This window comes from Mesotoga sp. H07.pep.5.3, from assembly GCF_002752615.1.
Taxonomy (GTDB): Bacteria; Thermotogota; Thermotogae; order Petrotogales; family Kosmotogaceae; genus Mesotoga; species Mesotoga prima.
The window spans coordinates 305407-328178 of the sequence record NZ_AYTV01000025.1; the positions used below are offsets into that span (position 1 = coordinate 305407).

16 protein-coding genes and 2 tRNA genes are annotated in these 22772 nt (G+C 44.9%); 14 read left to right on the forward strand and 4 right to left on the reverse strand.

Features of this window, described 5'->3' with window-relative positions; all coding sequences use genetic code 11:
* Positions 1–134 precede the first annotated feature (134 nt).
* The 10 genes from V513_RS12555 (at position 135) to V513_RS12605 (ending at position 17223) form a co-directional block, all read left to right on the forward strand.
* The gene (locus V513_RS12555) at positions 135–1406 is read left to right on the forward strand and encodes a fasciclin domain-containing protein (protein ID WP_099772993.1); all 1272 of its coding nucleotides are present in this window, start codon (positions 135–137) and stop codon (positions 1404–1406) included.
* Between the two features lie 912 nt (positions 1407–2318).
* Positions 2319–3446 carry a succinylglutamate desuccinylase/aspartoacylase family protein gene (locus V513_RS12565; RefSeq protein WP_099773057.1) on the forward strand — a complete coding sequence of 376 codons (1128 nt, stop codon included), beginning with the start codon at positions 2319–2321 and terminating at the stop codon, positions 3444–3446.
* 32 nt (positions 3447–3478) lie between these two features.
* Positions 3479–5218 (forward strand): gamma-glutamyltransferase, encoded by a 1740-nt coding sequence (ggt, locus tag V513_RS12570; protein WP_099772995.1) that lies wholly within the window; start codon positions 3479–3481, stop codon positions 5216–5218.
* Positions 5219–5241: 23 nt separating this feature from the next.
* A complete protein-coding gene (locus tag V513_RS12575) occupies positions 5242–5808 on the forward strand; it encodes a DUF6305 family protein (protein ID WP_099772996.1) in 567 nt (188 codons plus the stop codon).
* Between the two features lie 58 nt (positions 5809–5866).
* Positions 5867–6934, forward strand: coding sequence for a succinylglutamate desuccinylase/aspartoacylase family protein (locus V513_RS12580; protein ID WP_099772997.1), 1068 nt, complete (start codon positions 5867–5869; stop codon positions 6932–6934).
* Positions 6935–6944: 10 nt separating this feature from the next.
* The gene (locus V513_RS12585; protein WP_099772998.1) at positions 6945–8309 is read left to right on the forward strand and encodes a TRAP transporter large permease subunit; all 1365 of its coding nucleotides are present in this window, start codon (positions 6945–6947) and stop codon (positions 8307–8309) included.
* Positions 8310–8517: 208 nt separating this feature from the next.
* Positions 8518–9777, forward strand: coding sequence for an MFS transporter (locus tag V513_RS12590; RefSeq protein ID WP_099772999.1), 1260 nt, complete (start codon positions 8518–8520; stop codon positions 9775–9777).
* Between the two features lie 754 nt (positions 9778–10531).
* Entirely contained in the window at positions 10532–13609 is a 3078-nt protein-coding gene (locus tag V513_RS12595; protein ID WP_099773000.1) for a PD-(D/E)XK nuclease family protein, read from the forward strand.
* On the forward strand, positions 13602–16511 hold the full coding sequence (locus V513_RS12600) for a UvrD-helicase domain-containing protein (RefSeq protein WP_099773001.1): 2910 nt from the start codon (positions 13602–13604) through the stop codon (positions 16509–16511). The genes V513_RS12595 and V513_RS12600 overlap by 8 nt, the downstream gene beginning before the upstream one ends.
* A complete protein-coding gene (locus V513_RS12605) occupies positions 16501–17223 on the forward strand; it encodes a PH domain-containing protein (RefSeq protein WP_099773002.1) in 723 nt (240 codons plus the stop codon). The genes V513_RS12600 and V513_RS12605 overlap by 11 nt, the downstream gene beginning before the upstream one ends.
* A gap of 11 nt (positions 17224–17234) precedes the next feature.
* Here V513_RS12605 and V513_RS12610 read toward each other — a convergent pair.
* Together V513_RS12610 and V513_RS12615 are read right to left on the reverse strand one after the other, a co-directional pair.
* Positions 17235–17311, reverse strand: a tRNA-Arg gene (locus V513_RS12610).
* A 15-nt stretch (positions 17312–17326) separates the two neighbouring features.
* Positions 17327–17416 (reverse strand) — tRNA-Ser (locus V513_RS12615).
* Positions 17417–17844: 428 nt separating this feature from the next.
* Here V513_RS12615 and V513_RS12620 point away from each other — a divergent pair.
* From V513_RS12620 to V513_RS12635, 4 genes are all read left to right on the forward strand, one after another.
* Positions 17845–18303 carry a GNAT family N-acetyltransferase gene (locus V513_RS12620; protein WP_099773003.1) on the forward strand — a complete coding sequence of 153 codons (459 nt, stop codon included), beginning with the start codon at positions 17845–17847 and terminating at the stop codon, positions 18301–18303.
* A gap of 284 nt (positions 18304–18587) precedes the next feature.
* Complete coding sequence (locus V513_RS12625; protein WP_006487207.1) at positions 18588–18827, forward strand: DUF2905 domain-containing protein; 240 nt, start codon at positions 18588–18590, stop codon at positions 18825–18827.
* A 14-nt stretch (positions 18828–18841) separates the two neighbouring features.
* Positions 18842–19879 (forward strand): L-threonylcarbamoyladenylate synthase, encoded by a 1038-nt coding sequence (locus tag V513_RS12630; RefSeq protein ID WP_006487187.1) that lies wholly within the window; start codon positions 18842–18844, stop codon positions 19877–19879.
* Positions 19880–19896: 17 nt separating this feature from the next.
* Complete coding sequence (locus tag V513_RS12635) at positions 19897–20262, forward strand: hypothetical protein (RefSeq protein WP_257212121.1); 366 nt, start codon at positions 19897–19899, stop codon at positions 20260–20262.
* Between the two features lie 4 nt (positions 20263–20266).
* Here the strand turns inward: V513_RS12635 and V513_RS12640 are convergent, their stop codons facing one another.
* Together V513_RS12640 and V513_RS12645 are read right to left on the reverse strand one after the other, a co-directional pair.
* On the reverse strand, positions 20267–21535 hold the full coding sequence (locus V513_RS12640; protein ID WP_257212123.1) for an HD domain-containing phosphohydrolase: 1269 nt from the start codon (positions 21533–21535) through the stop codon (positions 20267–20269).
* 241 nt (positions 21536–21776) lie between these two features.
* Positions 21777–22772 carry a P1 family peptidase gene (locus tag V513_RS12645; protein ID WP_099773005.1) on the reverse strand — a complete coding sequence of 332 codons (996 nt, stop codon included), beginning with the start codon at positions 22770–22772 and terminating at the stop codon, positions 21777–21779.

The following is a 22772-nucleotide window of genomic DNA, read 5'->3' on the forward strand; positions in this document are numbered from 1 at the left end:
CTGGGGAGACGGGCTTTAGCTACCCGCCTCCCGTTTTTTATTTAGACATCGATACTTGCTCGTGATAGGTCTTCACAAGTTGTAGAATTTTCATGTGATCCATGCTTTTCGAGGTAATTTAGCTGAGGTGAGCTATGATGAGAAATCTCATCTTTCTGTTTATGATTTTGTCATCGGTGATTTCACTCGGACAAGGAGACATTCTCAAAACGATAAATGAGACTGAGGAGTTGAGCATAGTCGCTGGCTACATTCAATTATCCGGGTTAGATCAAACACTGTCAGGAAAGGGGCCGTTCACATTTTTTGCGCCAACTGACGACGCATTTATGAAGCTCCCTGAATTGACCAGAGCGAATTTGATTAATGACGTGGTTCGTCTTCAGAGAGTCCTTAAATATCATATAATTCAAGGCAAATTCTCTTCAAGCATGATCGTCCAGCGACCCAACTTTGTTACACTACTGGGTCAAACCCTTTCTGTAGATTCAAAGGGAGGAATCAAGGTAGACGGTTCATCGATCTTAATAAGAGATATCGAAGCCACGAACGGTATTATTCACATCATAGATTCAGTGATCTTTCCTCATGAAGAACCGGATATTGTTCAGGTCATGAGAAACACTGGTATTCTAGATACGGCCGTCTTTGCCCTCGAAAAAACTGGTGTTATAGACATTCTGAAAGGCGAAACTTTGTGCACTGTATTTATGCCCAGCGACGTCGCGTTCGCCAGATTGCCTTCCGAGACAATGGAGAACCTTTTCAGAGATCCGGCACGGCTGAGGGATATATTGCTTTTTCATATTGTGGAAGGTTCCTTCTCGGTTGAAGAACTCTTTGAGAGAGGCTCTATTAGATCGCTTCTTGGAGAAACTATTGTGTTAGGCACAACTCCTCCGCGAATTGGTCCCCAGAAAACAGTTGTAATTCTGAGCGACATCGAAGCCAGCAACGGAATGATCAATATCGTTGATCATGTTATGTTTCACGAAGATTCAAGGACCAAGCTTTCAACGATTGAAGAGACTCTGAAAGCAAACGGAATAGATATTATGGCGGAACTCTTGAAGAGAACCGGTATCTGCAGTGAGTTGAGTGAAAATAAGCGTTTAACGGTTTTTGCTCCGACTAATGAAGCTTTTCTCGAGCTAAAAGAGAGCGATAAAGCCTTCCTCTACAGTGCAAATGAATTAAGAAAGGTACTCGAGTACCACATTCTTCCGAATGAGTACCTGCTGTCGGAACTGAAGATCTCTAACACGCTCCTCTCTCTAATCGGAAAGCCGTTGCACTTCGAGATGAAAGAAGACTTGTTAGTCAATTCCATTCCGATAGTTGAAAGCGATATTCTATGTAGCAATGGCGTAATTCACATAATTGAATCGCTTCTGGTCACGAAGTAGTTTTTTAGCGATTTAGATTTCCGATCCGCAATCTTTCTGAAAAGGGATCTCAAAACCCTCGATGAAAACATGCTACCAAAGGCCAAAGTACGAACCTTTCCTCGTGCGCCTCCAAAGTGGTCAGCAACTGAGAATAACATAATCCCTATTATCAGTCCGCTAAAAAGCTGCGATATTTAATCTTTCTGTTGATCACGTGGTGACATCCCTACAAATGATGCCGGCATCACGACGGCCGAGAGGACAGCTGCATTCTCGGCTCCCAAGGAGGCAACAAGAGATCCAAGCTCATAATTGATGCTTACGAATTTGCAGAGAGTGCACCTGCGCTCACCGACGTCACAGAGATCGGAAGCAAAGTGTGTGATGAAACTATCGATCGTCTTCGGGGAAACTCCTTCACTGTTTCCCATAGAAATTTGATAACAATTACTGCGAGAAACGAAACCATGAAGATTTCAAAATCAAAGGGCCAAGAAGCAGTCTGAACAAAAAAGTCATGAAAACCAGAATCGAGAATCCCAAGCTATCTAATTTGAAACACCTGTTAATTTGCGAGAGACCTACACTGTTTTGCTTTCAGCAAAAACTAATGGTCCCATTATCTGGATGAATCCAATGTGTCGAACGAAGATCGCAGTGAACACGTCATGAGGGCTGTGAGACTGAGTTTTGCGAATGCCAAACGGTTCTCTGCACAAATTTGTTTGGTTGTATAGACTTTTCGATTCGTTGCATTTGAAACGGATTGACATTCTCCAAGGCGACCTTTAATACGATAAAGTAGTATAATCACTATTATGTAGTATCATCATTTACAAGTCTCCCGGATCCCTGATCAAGTATCGAATACCCTACAATCATCATCGCTTGGATTGCTAATCAGGTTTTCTCTCGGAGTGGAAAGGATTGATGCGCTTGAAAAGACATTTCAAATTCCTGGCTTTTACCGCTTCAGTTGCAGTTGTTGTAATACTTTCGGCCTTTTCGTTTACCGCCATGTGGGAAGATCCCCCGATTATTCCCGGCTCAGGCGTGACAGAAATCAAAATGCTCAGTGAATGGCTACCTTCAATTGAAGGAACTATGCTAGATACCGAAGTTTATATAATCAGGGGCGCCGAGGAGGGCGGTAGGTTTTTGCTTCTTGGGGGAACTCACCCAAACGAGCCGGGCGGGACGCTCGCTGCAGTTGTTTTCGTCGAGAATGTATCAGCTCTTTCGGGAACAGTTTACGTAATTCCTAGATCAAATCACAGCGCATTCACTCACAACGATGCTATGGAAGGAGCCCCCCAGTTCTTCTCAATAGAATTACCGGACGGATCGGAAAGAGTCTTCAGATTCGGTTCTCGAAGAACTAATCCAATCGCCCAGTGGCCCGATCCGACAATATATCTGCATCCAACTGGAGCCACCCTTGGAGGGGGAGAAGTCTCCAATTTGAACAGGACCTTTCCCGGAAGGGAGAATGGTTACTCTACAGAGAAAGTGGCCGCAGCGATCATGAATCTCGTTCTTGAAGAAGACATCGATCTCGTTTGCGATCTACATGAGTCCTCACCCGAGTATCCAGTGAACAATGCGATCGTCTTTCATCAGGAAGCGGCCGAACTGGCAATTATGACTCAGATGATGCTTGAAATCGAGGGCATAGACATTAGACTTGAGGAATCTCCAGTGAATCTGAGAGGATTGACTCACAGAGAGATCGGAGACAATTCAGATGCATATGTCGTTCTTCTCGAAGTCTCAAACCCCTCTCAAGGTAGACTGAGGGGAAAGACAACTGAAGAACTCGTCACTGAGGGAATCGACAAGTACTATCTGCAGGCTTCAAAAGACGGCAAGCTCTTTGCTCCATATGATGAAAGCGGTTATCCACTTGATCTGAGAGTTGCGAGACACGTTGCAACCATCAGAGTTCTTCTTGACTCCTGGAATATGATGTTCCCCGAGAGAACAATATTTCTTTCTGACGTTCCACCCTATGAAGGGCTGGTTGACGGTCTGGGGACGTATCTTAATCCAGTTTCTTGAGAAACAGACATTTCTAGATTGGAGGGGAAAGAATGAAGAAACTAGTGCTGCTTGTAACACTTATTACGTTTGTTTTCACAGCGACATTCGCCACGATCACGGCTCCGACGGTAGCGTCAAGCAACGGAATGGTTGCAGCTGTTGACGAGTATGCTGCCGAAGTCGGCGCGACGATTCTCGAAATGGGGGGAAATGCCGTAGATGCAGCGATAGCTGTTAGTTTTGCACTTGGAGTAGTCGAACCTTACGCATCTGGTCTTGGCGGTGAAGGCTATGCTGTAATCACGATGGCCGATGGAAGCAAGTACGCTATCGATTTTAGGAGCACCGCTCCGATGGCTGCCTCTTACGAAGCTCTCTCTGAGCTCGGACTGACCCTAAGCAAAGCAAATTATACTCCAAAGGGAGCCTGTGTTCCCGGAGTTCTTGCCGGAATTAAGGAAGCCTGGCTGTTGGGAGCAACACTTCCTCTGGCGGATCTCATTCAGCCAGCAATAGACCTTGCAAGAAATGGTTTCATAGTCGATGAAACATTTGCTCAGACAACTTCCGACAAGTACGAACTAGTTCTCGAGAACGGCTTCGATTTCTTGAACGAGGGCCTTGTCTGGGAAGTTGGATCTACATTCACGAATCCTCAGCTGGCAGAGACTCTTGAAAGGATAAAAGAAGAAGGCATCGATACATTCTACACGGGAAGCCTCGCAGATGAGATAGAAGAGTTCATGATTGAGAACGGCGGTTTTATGAGGAAGTCGGATCTCGAGATGTACAGGGCTATCGTTAGAGAGCCGCTTCACGGGACTTACAGGGGATACGATTTCTATGTTCCGCACCCGCCAGTTTCCGGTCCGCAGATGATTGCGGTTCTCAACACTCTCGAAAACTACAATCTTCCCGCTATGACCTGGGACGATCCTCTGGCAGTCCATATTATTCAGCAGGCACTGGTCCTCGGAGATGTGGATAGAAGAGCTTACATAAGCGATCCGGAGTTCTACGATCTCCCTTACGAGGCCTTTATGAGCAAAGAATATGCCAAAACCAGATTCATGGCGATCGATCTGTCACAGGCTTTCGATCCAGCTTCCTACTATGACTATCAGGGAGACGCCTATCCGTTTGCAGATGGATCAACTTATGAAGAGGTTCTTCTGGGTGCCTTAGAGTCGGTGGCAGCTAACGAAAGCGGAGTGGAAGAGTCTCCATCAACGACTCACTTCTCGATTGTGGACAAAGACGGAAATGCCGTAGCCTGGACCCAGACGATCTCAAGCTTCTTCGGTACAAGTGTTTACTTCAAAGGCTTTTTCTTCAACAATGAAATGGCCAACTTCGCTTCGTCTTACAGAGATTGGGATGTAATAAACCTTACAGGTGGAATGAGACCCAGGACGACTATCTGCCCGACAGTAATTCAGAAGGATGGAAAAGTTCGCTGGGTAATCGGCACACCTGGAGGCGGAAGAATAATCTCCACCATGGTTCAGCTCGCGGTCGATCTTATAGACTTCAACATGCCTGTCGATCAGGCGATAAGAACACCCAAATTCGTAGGATACACAACCTATAAGGATCTCAGAATTGAAGAAGGCTATCCGCAGACTACACTTGATTTCCTCGAAAAGGTTCTTGGACATAAGCTGAATGTATATTCATACCCCGATCTTTTCTTTGGCGGCCCAAATCTTATTTCTGTAGAAGAAAACGGTCTTATGATTGGAGCCGGCTCCATCAGAAGAGGCGGATCTGCTTCGGCACCGGAATTTTGATTTTATTGAAAGGATGATGTGATTTGAAAAGGTTTCTAGTTTCTTTGCTGATTATTACTTGCGTGGCGTTTGTCGGATTTGCGGTTAACGAAACTGAAGAGGGACTGATTCTCAAAGAACCGGTAGCGGTTACGTCCGCAGGGCAGTCTCCCGGCGCACTTCAATTTACTGTCGTTGCAAAGATGATTAAACTCGAATACACTTTTGAAAAGCTTCTCAGCGTTGACTCTATCGACATTTCTCAATTCAAGACCCTTGTGTTGGTTGTTGGAGCAAGCGGCAAGGGTCTCGGCGCAGCCAATATCGACATTGAGGCCGAGATTCTGAGAGTGAAGTCTCTTGCTGAAGCGGCTAAAGAAAACGGCCTCAAAGTAGTCGTCTGTAATCTTGAAGGTGAATCTAGAAGGGGTCCGTCCTCCGACAGAATAGTCACCGAACTCGCACCTTTTGCAGACGCATACTTTGTAAAATCAGACGCTGATCAGGACGGTTTCTTCACGGCTCTGAGCGAGGAGGCCGAAGTTCCTATGGCAACTTTCGAAAAGACAGTTGATCTGAAAGACGTATTGGCCAAATACTTCGGCAAATAGAAATATGAATGGAAGGGGCGCGAGCCTGCGCCCCTTATTTTTAATCGGAGGAAGACTAATGAAAATCAAAGCAATTTTCTTCATCGTTCTTTTATTTACTTCTGCTGCATTTGGAACTTTTTTGAGGCCCGATATCCGTCCAGGTTACGGGGTAACTGATATCGGCTGGTTGTCGGATTATTTTTCTCCCATAAGAAACACAAACATGGACACCCCGGTTTATTTCATGGACAGCGGAGTGGAGGGCCCTACGTTTGTTCTCATGGGTGGTACTCATGCCAGGGAGATTTCGGGAACAACTGCAGCAATAGTTTTCATAGAAAATGTGATCGTCACGAAGGGTAAGGTGATAGTGATCCCGTTTTCAAATTTGAGCGCTGCCTCCATAAAAGATGAGACAGGGCACGCACCCCATTTCATAGCTATAGAAGGTAAATCCGGTCCTCGATTTCTTGTGTACGGAGACAGAAGAACTGATCCTTTGGATCAGGGAGTACCCGATCCAGAAATCTTCAAGCATGCACAATCCGATTTCACTCTTGAAGATGGAGCAGAGGCGAGAAATCTGAACAGGCAGTATCCGGGAGTAGCAGATGGTAATCCCACGCAGCAGCTTGCTTACGCAATTATCCAGCTGATAGACACTGAGAATGTAGACTTCAATCTAGATATGCATGAAAGCGGGACACCTGACAGTTATATAGACAGCGAGGGGAATGAACGATCCGGTAGCAGTTTGGCCTATACGCTGGTCTGTCATCCCGATGCTCTGGAAATAGGTGCAGTGGCGATCATGGAAATCGAGGCTTACTATGGAGTATCTATGAAACTCGAAGAATCGAACAGAGCTTTTAGAGGCCTAAGTCACCTTGAGATCCGTGACGCAACAGGTTCGCTTTCATTCCTTTCAGAGACTCCAAATCCCGGGCAGGATAACTGGAGAGACAAGTACGATGTTATTGATGATCCCGATTACCCATTGACTCACAGAGTCGGTCTTCAGCTTCAGATAATCAAATCCTTGTTCAGTGCATATGAAATGATGATTGGCGAAACGGTAGAGGTCGAAAACCTACCTACCTATGAAGAAGTAATGCAAAACGGAATATTCTCATTTTTGAACTGAATGACCGGGGGTGACAGCCATTTATACACCTGAAGTCTGGTATTTTTTGGTAATGCTTGCAACTTTCGTGGGTCTGGCAATAATAAAAATCCCAATATCAGTTTCATTAATGTTTTCAGCACTTGCGGGTTCAATCGCTTTCGGCGAGTTCTTTCCTCTGAGGCATCTCGTTGAAGGAGGATTCGGTTACATCGACACGATACTTGTGATTGGCTCGGCAATGATTTTCATGGAATCAATCAAGGTGTCGGGACTCCTGGACACGATTGCAGGCAACATGACGATTGCCTTTCACAAGAAACCGACTTTTCTTCTCGTGCTAATGACTTTCTTCATAATGATAGCTGGCATGATTACTGGATCATCAACAGCTACGGTTCTTACAACGGGTGCTATCGCCTTCCCGGTTCTGAAGACCCTGGGGCTTAGCAAAAGGAGAGCGGGATCGATAATCGCAATGAGCGGTATATATGGAATGATCGCCCCGCCAATAAATCTACCTGCAATGATAATCGGTCAGGGTGTCGACATGCCATATATCGGTTTCACTAACCCTCTTCTGCTGATGACATTTCCGCTGGCAATTGTCACTTCTCTGATTATTGGAGTTAGACAGGTTAAACCCGTCGATCTCCAAGAGTTCGTGAGAACAAGAGAAAGGGAGCCAATAAAGGGCTTTGCGGTGTATCTTCCGTTAATAATAATGGTGATACTCATGGTACTTGAAAACGTGAGTTGGGGCTTTTCGCTTGGTCTTCCCTTGATCTTCATGATATCGGCAATTGTTGCATCATTGACTGGAGCAAGGGGAAATCTTTTCAAGATCTCACTTTCAGCGGTTCAGAACTCTCTCGGTATACTCTCGATTCTCATTGGAGTCGGGATGTTTATTCAGATTATGACTCTGAACGGCGTGAGGGGTTTAATTGTGGGATTTCTCAACGGTCTTCCTCAAGGCGCGCTTTTGGTTGGTATTGCACTTGGCATCCCTGCTTTCGGTGCAGTGTCTTCCTATGGTTCTGCCTCAGTGCTGGGAGTTCCGTTCTTGCTTGCATTTCTCGGGAATAACGACATCGTTGTCTGTTCGGCGCTCTCCCTCCTCGCGGGGCTCGGTGACATGGTACCCCCAACTGCGCTTGCCGGGATATTTGCGGCCCATGTCGTCGGAGAGAAGAATTACTTCAAGATCTGGCTCAGTTCAATGCCTGCCTTTTTCATTACAATGATTTTCGCCACATTAACCATAATATTCTCAAACGAGGTAGGTAGGTTCGCCAACAGCTGGCTCTTCTATCCCTTCTTCATTGCTGGACTTGTAATCGTTTCTGTTGCTCTTCTCTTAGTAGACAAGAGAAAGGAGATGTCAGTAACTTGACCTACTTGTATATTGCAATAGCAGTCTATTTATCTTCTGTGCTTATTTATAACGCGTACAAGAGTGCAAAGAAGTGGGAGTGGGTCATGAGCGCAATGATACTTATCCCTCTAATCTTAAGAATATTCCTGATAAAGTGAAATCACCGGACCCGGGGAGTTTTCTTGGAGTATAATTTCTCTATTGAACTCTTCGGGAGGGATTTCAATTGGAAGTAAAACGGGACGGGCAGTTCTATAGATTCGCAGCTTACGGTTTCCTAAAGAATCTTCGCTTTTTCGACCCTTTTCTTATTCTGTTCTTCAGAGAAATGGGACTTTCCTTCCTTCAAATCGGTACTCTTGTCTCCGTGCGAGAAGTAGCGACTAACTTCCTAGAACTCCCGACTGGCATATTCGCTGATCTGTTTGGAAGAAGATTGTCCATGGTTTTTTCGATGATCTCCTATCTTTCTTCTTTTTTAGTCTTTTACTTCTTTCCGAACTTCTACGTATATATGGTTGCAATGATAGCTTTCGCCTTTGGGGAAGCCTTCCGTACGGGAACGCACAAAGCAATGATACTTGAGTACCTGAGAATCAATCATATGACCGATATTAAGGTTCACTACTATGGTGCAACGCGAGCCGCATCGCAACTAGGTTCAGCAATAAACGCCTTGATAGCTGCCTTCCTTGTATTTTACACAGGTAGCTACAAGATAGTCTTTCTCGCCTCAGTATTGCCCTACGCCGTAAACCTCGTGAATTTGATGATGTACCCCAAGGAACTTGACGGTGAACTGAAATCCGGGGAGAAAAGAGAAACATTGAAAGCCTTCCTGGGGATTTTCAGAAGTGCCAGTGCACTCAAAGGAGTTCTCAACTCGTCATTGTATGATGCTTTCTTCAAAGTCATCAAGGAGTATCTGCAGCCAATTCTAAAGGCTCTCGCCCTTGGTCTTCCGATAATGCTTGCTTTCAGTCCGGAGCAGAGAACCTCCGTAATCGTAGGAGTCGTATATTTCGTGATCTTCATCGCCACAAGCTATGCGTCGAAGAATGCCGGAACGTTGAGCAAAAAACTGGGAAACGAGGCGAAATCGCTGAATTACTCTTATATATTCGGGGCGATACTAGTCATACTGAGCGGGTTATTTCAAATAGTATCTCTTCAAGTAATCGCGGTGATAGTATTCTTCCTGCTCTACATTCTGGAGAATTTCAGAAGACCAATCAATATAAGCTACATAAGCGACAACATAGACCACAAAACGATGGCATCAGGTCTATCTGTCGAATCTCAGTTGAAGACTCTTCTGGTGGCAATAATAGCGCCCATAGTTGGATTCCTTGCAGACAGACTCGGAGTAGGTATGGCATTAATTGTTGCTGGAATGATGATGCTCGTACTCTTTTTTATCGTCAAACTGAATCCCCCAGAAAATACGAAAAACATCGAAGAGAAGAGTTCACAGACGGCTGATTGACTACTACAGATGTAATATTCATGGAGTCCTCGCATATGCATTATGTCTAGCAGTACGTTCTTTTTCTCTGCTTCGTGAGGGGGAGAATCTAGAACTTACAGAAGTGTTAAGAATTAGCCGTACTGATTAGGGAAAGAAATCGGTATCTGAAAATCTTCCTTAAGTGCCGATCTATAATCCCACATGATGTAAGACAGAAGATAATTGCTTCATTTAACAGAGATCCTGCGAAAAGAAGCTCTGATGAATGAAATTAATGTAATCTTTCATTGAAGATGATATGTACCGATAAATTCCCATACTCTGAATTGGAAGGGTACCCAAGAAATCAAGTGATTGCGTACTATGAAAAAGCCGGAGTTGCGGGGGAGAGCGTCGTCTATATTCCATTTTTAGCGGCTATTTCAACCGCCGCGATTTTTAGATCTCGAAACCTCTTCCTACAGAGGTTAATCAAGAGGTCTCTTCTTCCATTTGAGGCTTTTGAGGATTAAAAGAGGAGTTTGTTTTTCTGACGAACTTTGCCTTGATGACTTGTTCTACTTCGCCTTCGATGACAATTTATTTGAGATTTGATTCAAAGAGGCTAAATGATCTGCGTACACTCTCAAAATTAACTATCTTTGCAACGAAAGAATTCGTGCATTTCCTCCGGGCTTCGTGGGTGCCTAGGTGTAGGTTTTTCCGTAGAAATCATCAGCGATTTTCCACATCACTCAGCGGATGATAGAATCGAATTTGTGGGAGGAGTAAGATGAAGATTACGCTATTCATAGGTCCTTTAGCCTCAGCAAAGACTGAGCGGTTGCTTCGAGAACTCGAGACCGTCCATTGGAGAGATCCGTTCTCCTACTTCTTCGTGGGACCTTCAGGCGACCACGTAAGATACTTTAGAGAGAATTTCATATCGCGAGTGGGTACTATCCCGGCTTCGAGATTCCTCGCAATGGACCAATTTGCCGTAGAGGTTTTCCGTAGACTGAATCCGAATTCTATACACGTTGGGAATCATTTGATGAGGTTGGAGATCGGTGACATTCTGGATCAAATGGGAAAGGGCGAACTCGCCGACTCGCCCGTATTCGTCGAATACCTTCTTGAAATGATTCACGATGTAAAAGAGAATAGAGGGTTCGACAGGATATTCTCTACGGAAGACGAGGCAGCCTCCGTTCTAGAGTCAATTTACAACGAGCTTGACAGTAGATTCTCCAGGAGAAACATCTTTGACACATTCGACGCATATACGAGGATTGAAGAGCACAAGGATGAATTGATTAACGAGGAATTCGGGGACACTCTTTTCCTCGACGGGTTTCATGATTTCAGTCCGGCCCTGAAGATCTTTTTCAAGACCGTCATTCCAACATACAGGGAAGTTTTTATTACCATTACTCAAGAACCTGACAAGGAAAGTCTCTTTTCAAACATAGATTCGATACTTGAGACGATCGATGAGATAGCCGAAAACAGCACAGATCTCGAAATCAAAAGGATATTCTTTGAGAAAAGTCCTTCTTCAAGCAGTTTGAACGGCTTCAAAGAAGCCCTGTTTTCTCCAGGTAAAGTAGAGCGGAACTGTGATTCGGTGAGTGTTGTGGTCTATCCTGACATCTTCGCCGAGGTCGAAGGCGTATCGAGATTTGTGAAGGAATCTCTTATTTCCGCCTGCGAACCAGGTGACATTTCGATTGTCTCATCCGACTTCAATCTTTACAGCAAATTGCTTTCCGATAAACTGAATGAATACGGTGTTCCACACAGAATAGAAGGCGACGAGGAGCTTCACTCATCTCTCTCGATAAGACGGTTAATCTTGCCACTTGAAACGGCGGTTCTGGGATTCCCACCGGAGAAGATAATCGCTATGGCTGACAGCGGCTATGGGGGAGAAGTTGATTCAAGTTTTATTGAATCCGTCGCTGCTATGTCAAGAATTATCTACGAGAGACCAAATCTGTGGCTCTCCTTGGAAAAGAGACGGAGTTCCTGGGAAGAGCGGCTTTCAAGACTCGTTGACCTCATGAAAGAAAGAAGAAATGCAATAATTTCCCTTGCCGACGATGAGCTCGAAATGAGCGCGGCTGAGGAGCTTGATGAGACGATCGAAAGAATTGACAGCGAAGTAGTTCCGGCTGTTCAAAGAATCTTCAGACTCCTCGACTCTTTTCGAAGTCTGCGTAAGCGAGATATCGGTAATTATCGGAAAATGTTCATTACTTGGGAAAAAGAGCTTTCTCTGATCCAAAGTTTAACCGGGTATGAGAGTGAAGTTAAAGACAGAGAGATGGATGCAATAGAGAGGTTTTTCGAACATACCCTACCTTACCTGGAGAGACTTCTGTATTTCATGGGGAAGTCCTCTGTTTCCCCAAAAGAATACTACAGATATCTAATGCTTCTGCTTAAGCATGACAAGTTTCCTCTTTCGAGGAACAAGTCAAACAGGGTTGAGATACAGTCACTCATCAATTCGCGCTTTTCGAAGAAAAGAATGAAGGTCTTCGTTGGGTTCGTTGACGGTGCTTATCCGCACGTAGAAATGAATCCTTTGTACAGTTTCACGCAGTTTGGAGATTCGAGACCCAGGGACCTTCTTCTTGATGAGGAAACGCACGAAAGGCTCAACCTGTATCTGTCGATTTCTACTGCTGAGGAATCAGTGAGGTTCTCTCTGCCTGAATCGACGATCGACGGTGAACCAATTCTACCTTCTCCATACCTGAAGAATGTGGCGGAGAGTTCGGGATGTAAGACCACTAGAGAAGGAAGAAAGGTGGGAAGAAGATCTGGATACATTCCGGAACTCCGGGCATCTATGAGCCAATCCGAGTTGAAGATCTCCGCAGCTAAGTTCTTCTTAAACGAAAAGTGGGATCTTCTGAAGAGCTTTCCCCCTTTGAACAATCTAGATACCATCCTCTCGAACTTCAGAAGAGATTTCAGTTGGTCAGTCCAGAACAGAAGACGTTTAGAGGAAGTTGTCGGCAACGTCTTCTCCTTCTCACGACTGAAGTCTTACCATGACTGTCCGTTTTCCTTCTTCCTTTCTTATGTTGTTGGTCTGGATATTTCCCCTGAATACGTCTTTGAATTGACGCCTCTTGATGAAGGCAACATCTTTCATTCAGTGTTGAAGGACTTCTTTTCGGGCAAGAATAGAGACTGGCAGGATTCGCTTGCCGAGAACATCAAGAGACACCTGATGCATGATAGCAATATCGTGTTCAGATTCGAATTTGAACGCCTGAGCGAAATACTTCACGAGTACATAACAGTCAGGGAAGGGAAGAGACCGAATTTCATGGGAGGCAATTTCATTCCATACGCCTTTGAGAAGGCCTTCGGAATAGGTGAAGCTGAGCCAGTGAAGCTACTCGAAAACCTTTACTTGAGGGGAAAGATCGACAGAGTCGATATCGACAGATCCAGTTCCTCTGTCTATCTAATAGACTACAAGCGCGGTGATAGCGGCGATGAAAGACAGCTGCTCCTCTATTCGCTTGTTGCCGAAAAACTTCTCGAAGATGAAAGCCTTGATGTTGCGGGAGGAGTATTCAAGACTTTGACCGGAAAAACCGTGAACAAAGCTGCCTTCAGAACCATTTCTTCAGAAGGAGGCAAGGTCTGGGAATTCGCGGGTAAGAAAAAGGACAACAGGATTGTGAAGGAGTCTGATCTTCTAAAATGGCTAAAGGAAGTACACGAGGGAATCTATTCTGGCGAGTTCACTCCCTCATTCACAGTGTCTGCAAGTAAGTGCTACAACTGCAGATTCTCCGAGATAAAGAGGTCCATAACCTGGAGAGAAGGCGGAAAAGACTATGAATAAAGACATGTTTGTCACCGCTTCTGCCGGCACTGGAAAGACGTTTTCACTGGTTAAGGAGTACGTCGCGGTCTTCGATAGGTCATTCAGAATCGGAGAGCGGCTTGATGTTCACAATGTTGTAGCGATTACTTTCACTAATAAGGCGGCACGGGAAATGAAGGATCGAGTAATAACGGAAATCGATCACAGAATAGCCTCCGGGCATCCCGGAAGCTGGAAACCCTTAAGAAACAAAATGTCGTATGCGTGGATTTCCACCATCCATTCCTTCTGCGAAAGGATATTGAGGGAGTCTGCCCTTTTTGCTGGAATAGATCCGGGCTTCCAGATTCTAAGCGGAATGAGAAGAGCGACGCTTGAAGAAAAGGTTGTACGAACATATTTCGAAGATAACCTCGAAAGCCTGGAACCTTTGATTCAGCTTACGGGTTTAGACAAGGCTTTTAGAATTGTGAAAGAAGCTATATCAAGTAAACGACATTCTTTGGCACTGAATCCATCTCCTGTCGGAAGTCTCTTAGGTGACTCAATCATAAGTGACGATGAAATCATCGAGGGTTCGAAGTCCTTTGCGGCAGCCTATAGCGAAATCCTTTCCGATTACAGAGACAGGACTGTAAGATCGGGGTTCCTTGATTTCGATCAGTTGCTCACAGAAACGAGGGATCTGCTTCTCAAGATGCCCGAAGTCCAGGAGAAATATAGAGACCGCTTCAAATTTATATTCGTAGATGAATTCCAGGACACCGATGAGCTTCAAAGCGAGATCATTCGACTCCTTCGGGAAGAGACTAAGAATAGAGCCTTTTTTGTTGGAGATTCGAAGCAGTCTATCTATCGTTTCCGCGGTGCGGACGTATCGGTATTCAACAAGACAATGAAAAGCTTTCAAAATAACGGGGGCGAATTAAGAAACCTACGAATCAACAGGCGTTCACATCCCGATCTTGTTACCTTTCAGAATAAGCTTTTTGGGAAGATAATGAAGAGGGATTTCGAAAACGAGTTTTTTCGTTCGATTTACGATGAAGACATAGAGTCTCTACCATATCAAAGAGATATTGAGTCTTCGAGAGTGAGGATAATTCGAACGGAATCATCTGACGATTCGAGAGAGGTCGCAAGATCCGTAAGGGCCCTAATTGAAGAGGAGCTTGTTTTCAAAACAAAGACCGGTGAATACGAGAAACGGCGAATAGTCCCCGGTGATATCGCCATTCTTCTTAGGACTTTTTCAAAGATCTCTAGCTACGAGAATGCACTGGAAAAATTGAATATTCCCTTCTACACCGTTGGAAGCAGAAACTTCTACGAACGGCCCGAGGTCTCCGGACCTCTGTCATGGCTCGATCTCCTAGTAGATCCCTTAGACAACAACAATCTTGTATCATTCTTGCTTTCGCCGGCTTTCGGGGCTTCTCTTGATGAAGTCCTATCACTAAGGTCGAAAAGAGATCTCAGACGTTTGCCACTGTACTTTGCCCTCATGGAAAGCAAAGAGGACAGATTTGCGCACTTAATAGATCTGCTCAAGAAATTCGGAAAACTTAAGTACATTCTGTCACCGAGCGAAATCCTCGAGAAGTTCGTTGAAGAAACAGATTACTTGCCTAAGCTGGCCACGCTGAAATCCGGAGAGAGAATGATCGCCAATGTCAAAAAGCTTCTTGAGCTTGCGAAGGATCTGGATAGAATGGGCAGCTCGCTTCGCGAGCTCTCCTCGAACATCAAGGCTTTTATAGATTCCAGCGATGAATCGGAAGCCGCTCTTGAAACAGAGGAATCAGACAGTGTGAAGATTCTCACCGTTCACAAATCAAAGGGACTGGAGTTTCCAATCGTGATTGTAGGTGACACTTTCTGGAAAAAGAAGAACTCTGACAGGCGACTTTTCTTCCATGATGGAGGCTTTCTGATAAGTAAAGGTAAACCTGACAGAGAAGAAGGCCTGATCGGAAGTTTGGCATCGCTAGAAGAGGAGAAGGAGTATGAAGAAGAAAAGCGCACTCTTTATGTCGCTCTTTCAAGAGCACGTGAGATGATAATTATCAGTCTAAATGGTAGGGGTGATTCCTCCCGACCATGGTCGAAGATGATATGCAGTTCTTTGCTCCAACCGGAAAGCGATAAGATTGAAGCTTCCTTTGAAGGGATAGTAAAACACTTCTATCCAATCGATCTTCCATCCATTCAAGAGACTGTTTACATTGAAGAACCTTTGTTACCTGAAGTCACTTCGGTACTGCCTCTGACAGACTCTTCGTACATAAAATACCTCTCTCCAACTTCGATAACTGCAGACGACGAATTTGAACTGGAATCGCGATCATATGCTGGAAGCCCCGGTCTTGTAAAGAATGCCGCAGATATCGGCCTTCTTGCTCATTACTTGCTTGAACCGGTGGGAGTCATCAGTAAGTGCGGCTCAGTCACGACTCTCGAATCAATTCTTAGCGGGGGTAGGCCAGTCTCAGTTGACAGGATTAACTTCAACGAATATGATCTGTCTGAAGTGAAAAAAGTTCTTTCCACTCTGGTAGCTCATCCGCTGATAAAAGAAATAGAAGGGGCGGAAAGAGTCTTCAGCGAATTTCACTTCCAGCATGGATTCGGAAAGTACGTTTTAATGGGAATAGTTGATAAACTATATTTGAAGGATGGAAAATGGAGGATAGTAGATTTCAAGTTTGCCAGTCTGAACAAGAGATTCATGAATAAGTATCGTTTTCAAATGAACCTGTACCTGTATATTCTTAAAGATCTCTTGTCACCCACTGAAGCTACTCTTCTCTTTCTCAGAGATGGGAAAACCGAAAAGATAGTGCTGGAAGACTCTGACAGCTTCGAGAAAGAGCTCCTTCAAATGATCTCAAAAGCCGGAGGCGGTAAAAATGGATCTTAAACCAACGCGTCGCTCTTTCATGATCAGATACTTCATTTACCCTTACTACTTCGTACTGGGAATCGTTTTCTATCTCAATTTTGACCTCTCTGGAATTGATGGAAACAACTGGCTGTTCTTAATAGTGAGCTGGATTGCCTTGACCGTGATTCCAGGCATTTTGCTTGCGTTTTCGCGAAAAAAATTCGGTTGGTTCTTCTGGCCGGCAATCTTGAACGCTTCTGGATGGCTCGTTAGGTACTTATTCCCGGAAGAAACTTACAATGATTTGAAGCCCCTATTTGATAACGGTCCGGTTCTGCTCTTCATCGTAGCAGGGCTTCTTGGCATAGTATTTGTGGAGATCTATAGAACTACCTTCAAGTACAATCTCAGCGATGCGGGAGTAGAGGTAACTTATGGAATGTTCAGAGCGAATTCCCATATGATCGTAGCCAGACACATCACAAACGTGATGCTTAAAAGGAATTTCTTCGAACTTATGTTGGGAGTAGGTCATGTGATACCTGTAACATCGTCTGGAATGGGTTCGGGAGACAGGGGCGTATTGGGAGGCTTTAGTGCCGACACTGGTACTCAGAACGTTCGAGGTGGAGCGTTTATCGGAAGTGTGAGTACCGAAAAAGAATTCGTTGCTAACCCAAGGAACTGCATTTACGGCATTTCAAAGCCCAAGGAAATTATGGAGAGACTGAAAGAGATGGTTCTATAGCAAAGGATTAATGGCGTGCCCGGGGCGATTTGAACGCCCGGCCTCCAGATCCGCAGTCTAGCGCTCTATCCAGCTGAGCTACGGGCACCCATAATCAATATAATGGCGGAGAGAGAGGGATTCGAACCCTCGGAGGGTATAAACCCTCACGTGCTTAGCAGGCACGCGCCTTCGGCCTCTCGGCCATCTCTCCACCCTACAGAGTTCATTCTATCATGGTGCGCTGGTCGTGTCAATACAAGCTAGATGGCTCAAGCCTCTTCAAATAAGGCTGATTAAGCCTTTTACGATCATTTAGATTTGCTCTTACTTCTTAAAAGATCTCGACCCCGGATAAGAGTTAGTTCAGGTTTTTTGGCTTGAGAGAAGGCCCGATTAGTGGGCAGTGAAGAAAGGAGTATCCGTAAGAAATCTCTTTTTCAAGATATTTGATTCACAATCATCGGATAGAAGTTTGCTGGAAAAGAATCCCGGATTCTCCGTTCTTCAAGATCTGCACAGTGCTTGCTCTTGACTTTAGATGATGAAATGGATTCTCCACATAAGGATTAACTGAATGTTTGTGCAGTATCGTCTGTGGAATAATGGGCTTGACATGGAATGTGAAAGGGCGTGATCTGAATGATCATAAGAGAGATTAGAGAGAATGATGCTCCCGGTCTACACGAGGTATTAGTTGATATCGGATGGTTCAAAACCAAGAATGTTGAAGAAGAGATTTATCTGAAAAGTGTGAAGGAAATGATCAGATGGAGTGTTGAAAGAGATGATCACCTAATTCTCATTTCGGAAGAAGGCGGCGAGTTAACCGGGTACACGAGCGTCCATTTCTTGCCTTACCTTTTCATGGGTAAGCCGGAAGGGTACGTTGGCGAGCTTTTTGTGAAGACTGCCTGGCGAGGAAAGGGATTTGGCAGTGAACTTCTAAGAAGAGCCATAAATGAAGCGAGGGAAAGAGGTTGCTGTCGTATCAGACTGATAAACATTAGAGACAGAGAATCATATAGACGTGGCTTTTATGCGAAACAGGGGTGGCAAGAGAGAACCGATGCAGCCGACTTCATGATGAAACTTGATTGAGATAACCCGCAGATTCGAAATGAACGAAGCAGTGACAATATTCATTGTCAAGCAGGGAAACTTGAACCACCGAAGTTGAAAGGACGATAACGCTGACTCTACCAGAAAGAAAACGGGGGAAACCCGTGGGCGATGAAATCAAGTGGTGGACTTTCTCTGATTGTTTCTTGATCCCACCCCAACAATCAATCTATCCTGCGCTCTTCTCAAGAGCGATTCCTTCGGCAAAACCCTTTCATTTTGCCTCAAAGAAATAGTTTATAATTTATGAGGAAGGTGATCGTGTGATAAGTCCGGAGGCTTTTGAGAAACTCCTGGCGAAAGTGGGCTTGTTGTGCCTGGCGATTGCTTTGCTCCTATTCATTTTCCGGAAGGCAGGTCTCAGTCTGGGAAGGCTTCCGGGAGATATTCATGTAAGCCGAGATGGTTTTGAGTTCTGGTTTCCAATCACTTCGGGGTTTATTGTCAGTGTATGTATTACGGGAATGTTGTGGCTCTGGAAATTCATCAGCAAGTTCTTTTGAATCACGGAGGATGAATGAATACAGTTTATTTGAGAGTAAATTCAGAGGAACCGGATGAGTTCAGACTGAAAAAAGCAGCGAGATTTATCAGGGAAGGTGAGTTGGTTGTCTTCCCAACGGAGACGGTATACGGGTTGGGCGCCAACGCCCTAGATGAATCTGCAATTTCGAAAATCTACCATGCAAAGGGAAGACCGCAGGACAATCCGCTGATTGTTCATGTTTCCAGTCGTGAAATGGTCGCCGATCTTGTTTTGCAGAATCTCAGCGAGTACTCAGCTTTGATGGACACTGTTTGGCCAGGCCCAGTAACTCTCATTTTCAGGAAGAGAAAAAGAATCCCTGACTCGGTAACGGCTGGGCTTGACACGGTCGCCATCAGGTTTCCGTCTCATCCGGTAGCTTCTAAGCTTATCGAGCTTTCTTGTGTCCCAGTTGCTGCTCCCAGCGCCAACTTGTCGGGAAAGCCCAGTCCAACCAGAGAAGAACATGTTGTAGAAGACATGGATGGGAGAGTCAGCTGTATTATCCTTTCGGGGTCGACAGTCTTCGGTCTAGAATCGACTATCATAGATCTTTCGAGGGAAAGACCTGTTCTTTTGAGACCCGGGCCGATAGATCCAGATCAGCTCAAATGCGTACTTCCAGATCTACAAATACCGGGCTTTGCATCTGGCCGGGAGCAGTATCTCGGTGATCCTTTGTCTCCTGGCTTGAAGTATCGTCACTACTCACCTGACATTCCTTTGATACTTGTGGAAGGCGAGTTGGGTTTGGTAGTCAGCAAAGTGGGGATCATCGCCGGAAGGAAGAGCTCACTTGTGCTCTGTTCCGAAGAGCTCCGGGACTATTATCCCGTTCAAGTAAAGAAGGTGGTTCTCGGTTCGAGAAGTAACCTTCTTGAAGTCGCATCAAATCTCTTCAAAGAGCTCAGAAATAAGGAGAACATGAGCTTCTCTCAAATTATAGCGGAGCCTTTCCCGGAAACGGGAGTCGGTCTCGCAATAATGAATAGACTCAGGAAAGCAGCCTGGAAAATCGAAAGAGTTTAGACGTAGCAAGTTGGAGAGTGATTTGTTTGAAAGGAAGACTCAAAGATATTTCTGGAGAGATCTTTGTAGTACTCGGTACAATACTGGTGGCGCTTGCCTTCTTTATGGTCTTTACCTGGGGTGACAAAGCGGTAGTGATGACTGAGATTACCGTCATAAAAAAGATAGACAATTCAAGCGCGGGAAATTCCGACTACAGAATAATCTCCGAGTCAGGCGAGGAATTCACAGTGAGAAACGCAGAAAGCCAGGGCTTTTATGCTGCGTCTAAGGTCTTCAGGATGCTAGAAGTGGGAAGGACGTATCAGGTTCTTGTCACAGGAAGAAGGATTCCCCTGTTTTCTATAAAGAGAAACATCATAGAGGCGATCCCCTCCCAGTAATCTACTAGAAGGAAAAACCATTTTTCAGAAGATCAACACAAGTCCTTGTAACGGAAGGATCGTAAAGAGTTCCGGCTCCGGATGTGATTTCCTCTATTGCGACATTCAGTCCAAGAGCAGGTCTGTATGGTCTATGTGATGAAATTGCTTCCACAACATCTGAAACGGCAATTATTCTTGCCGGTAGAGATATTTCTTCACCTTTCAATCGGTTTGGATAACCGGAACCGTCCATTCTTTCGTGGTGTTGAATAACATATTCTGCAATCGGGAAACCGAACTCGATCTCCCCTAATACTTCACAACCAAGTCGTGGATGCTCCTTGATCATTTCCATTTCTATTTTATTGAGTCTACCTGGCTTACTTAGAATCTCTGAAGGGATCCAAAGCTTACCAATGTCATGGAGGAGCCCGCTTATTCTGATGTTTTCGCAAAGCTTTCTCTCAAGTCCCATTTTTCTAGATACTGCTTCAGCGAGGAGTCCAACTCTTCTTTGATGATCGGAGGTATAAGGATCTCTGATTTCAGTGATCTTCGAAAGAGCATTCACAGTACTCTTGAAAGTGTTTTCGAGTCTTTCTTTGCTTTCTTCGATCTCGATCTTTGCAGCCTTAAGATCCGTTATATCGGAGATGAAACCCTCTACGAACGACTGATCTTCAGCTGGGTTTTTGATTACTTTCCCCCTTTCCAGTACGTGTTTGACAATGCCTGACTTGGTCACTATTCTATACTCAATCTCATAATGATCGTCTCTGGTAAAAGACTCCTGTATACTTTTCCAGACTTTTTCTCTGTCTTCCGAAAAGATGAGATCCGCATATGACAGTTTTTTGTTTCCAATTATTTCTTCCGGTCTATAGCCTGCAAGATCAACCAATCCCTCACTGAGAACTTCCATAGTCCAGTCTTTGTCGTTCTTGCATCGGAAGGCAATCCCGGGAAGGTTTGAAAACAGCCTATCTAGCTCAAATTTGCTCTTCTTCAGGTCCTTCCTCGCTTCAGATGATTCGTCAAAGTCATTGTAGACGATGGCGATAACATTTGAAGAAAGTCTGGAAATCGATACATCTCTCCAAATCTCGCTTCTTGTTTCTGGATTATGTTTCGATCCAATGTGAAGTGGAATGCCCGTTTCGTTTACTCTACGAACTCCGCCCATTACACTGAATTCCCGGGCCGGAGGAAACACGTGTTCAAGGTCCATTCCAATGGCAGCTTCTCTCGTAAGACCTTCAGTTTCAAGCGCAGCTGAATTTGCATCGATCACTTTGCAGCGTCCCTCGAATGTCAACTCACACAGAATAATTCCGTTCCTTAAAAGCGATAAGAAATCACGGTAGCCATCGATATTCATGAAACTAATCTTGTCGAACGCTTCTCCAGAACTTCTTTCGACTTTAGGTCTCGAGTTTTAAGCATTCATTTTCATCTCCCGATAAATGAATATTCAATCTTAACATCAATAGGTTACCGTGCAGAGTGGTCGACACAGTTCAACTAGATTAATTTCAAGGTTTGCGAATCACTGCGCTCTTCAAAGATTTGACCGATCCTTTGAAGCCAGTCATACTGTCGGAAGAAAGCATCGAATCAACTATGGCCTCAACGCAGGCCCATGTGGAAGCCCTGAATATCTCGCTAATCGTATTCTCATTTTTCATCAATCGCTGATCGCTCAAAGAGTACTCCCTCGCAGTACTGAAAGCAAGAGAGATATCACCGCTTCCGTGATGTCCGGGAGCTCCAAGAAAACCTATGGCAAGACTCATATGTCGCGAGACCCGCTTCAGCTGATGGGGCATCAAGGGAAGGTCGGTGCCAAGAATCATGATCAGGGATCCGGCACCTTGAGCTGAACTACCACTGTCGTTAGACAACTCTAGCGAAGGTATTCTAAGATCGGAAGATCTCCCGAAATTCGATAGGACAATCGCCCCCACGGTGTACTTCCTCCCATCGAATTCAATAATCCTGGATGAAGATCCTATTCCCCCCTTATACCCGAAACAGATCATTCCAGTTCCTGCTCCGCAACTACCAAGAGCAAAGTCTTTTCTTGCATCCATTACAGCTTTAGATACCATCTCTTCTCTGATAGATAGTGAGCGAATATCACTGAGGAACCCATCGTTGCACTCCATTACAACAACATTTAAGGATGCCATTTCAGGATTGTCTTCAAGTGCTAGTTTCGCTGCTCCTTGCTGGACAGCCCCTATCGACAGAGTATTTGTGAGAAAGATGTCACTCTCCACAGTCCCGAGCTCCTCTATCTGCACAAGGCCCATCGATTTCCCATAACCGTTGAAAACGCTGCACGCCGCTGGAATCGGAGATCTATATACCCCAGAAATCCTTACGACGCTTATGCCGGTACGCAAACATCTTGGCGCGTCTTCAATCAAAGTGAAATGTCCTACCTCTATTCCTTCAAGATCAGTAATCTTGTTCAACGGACCTGTCTCATAAGCATCGGGTGGGCTAACCAGTTCTCTAAACCTCAT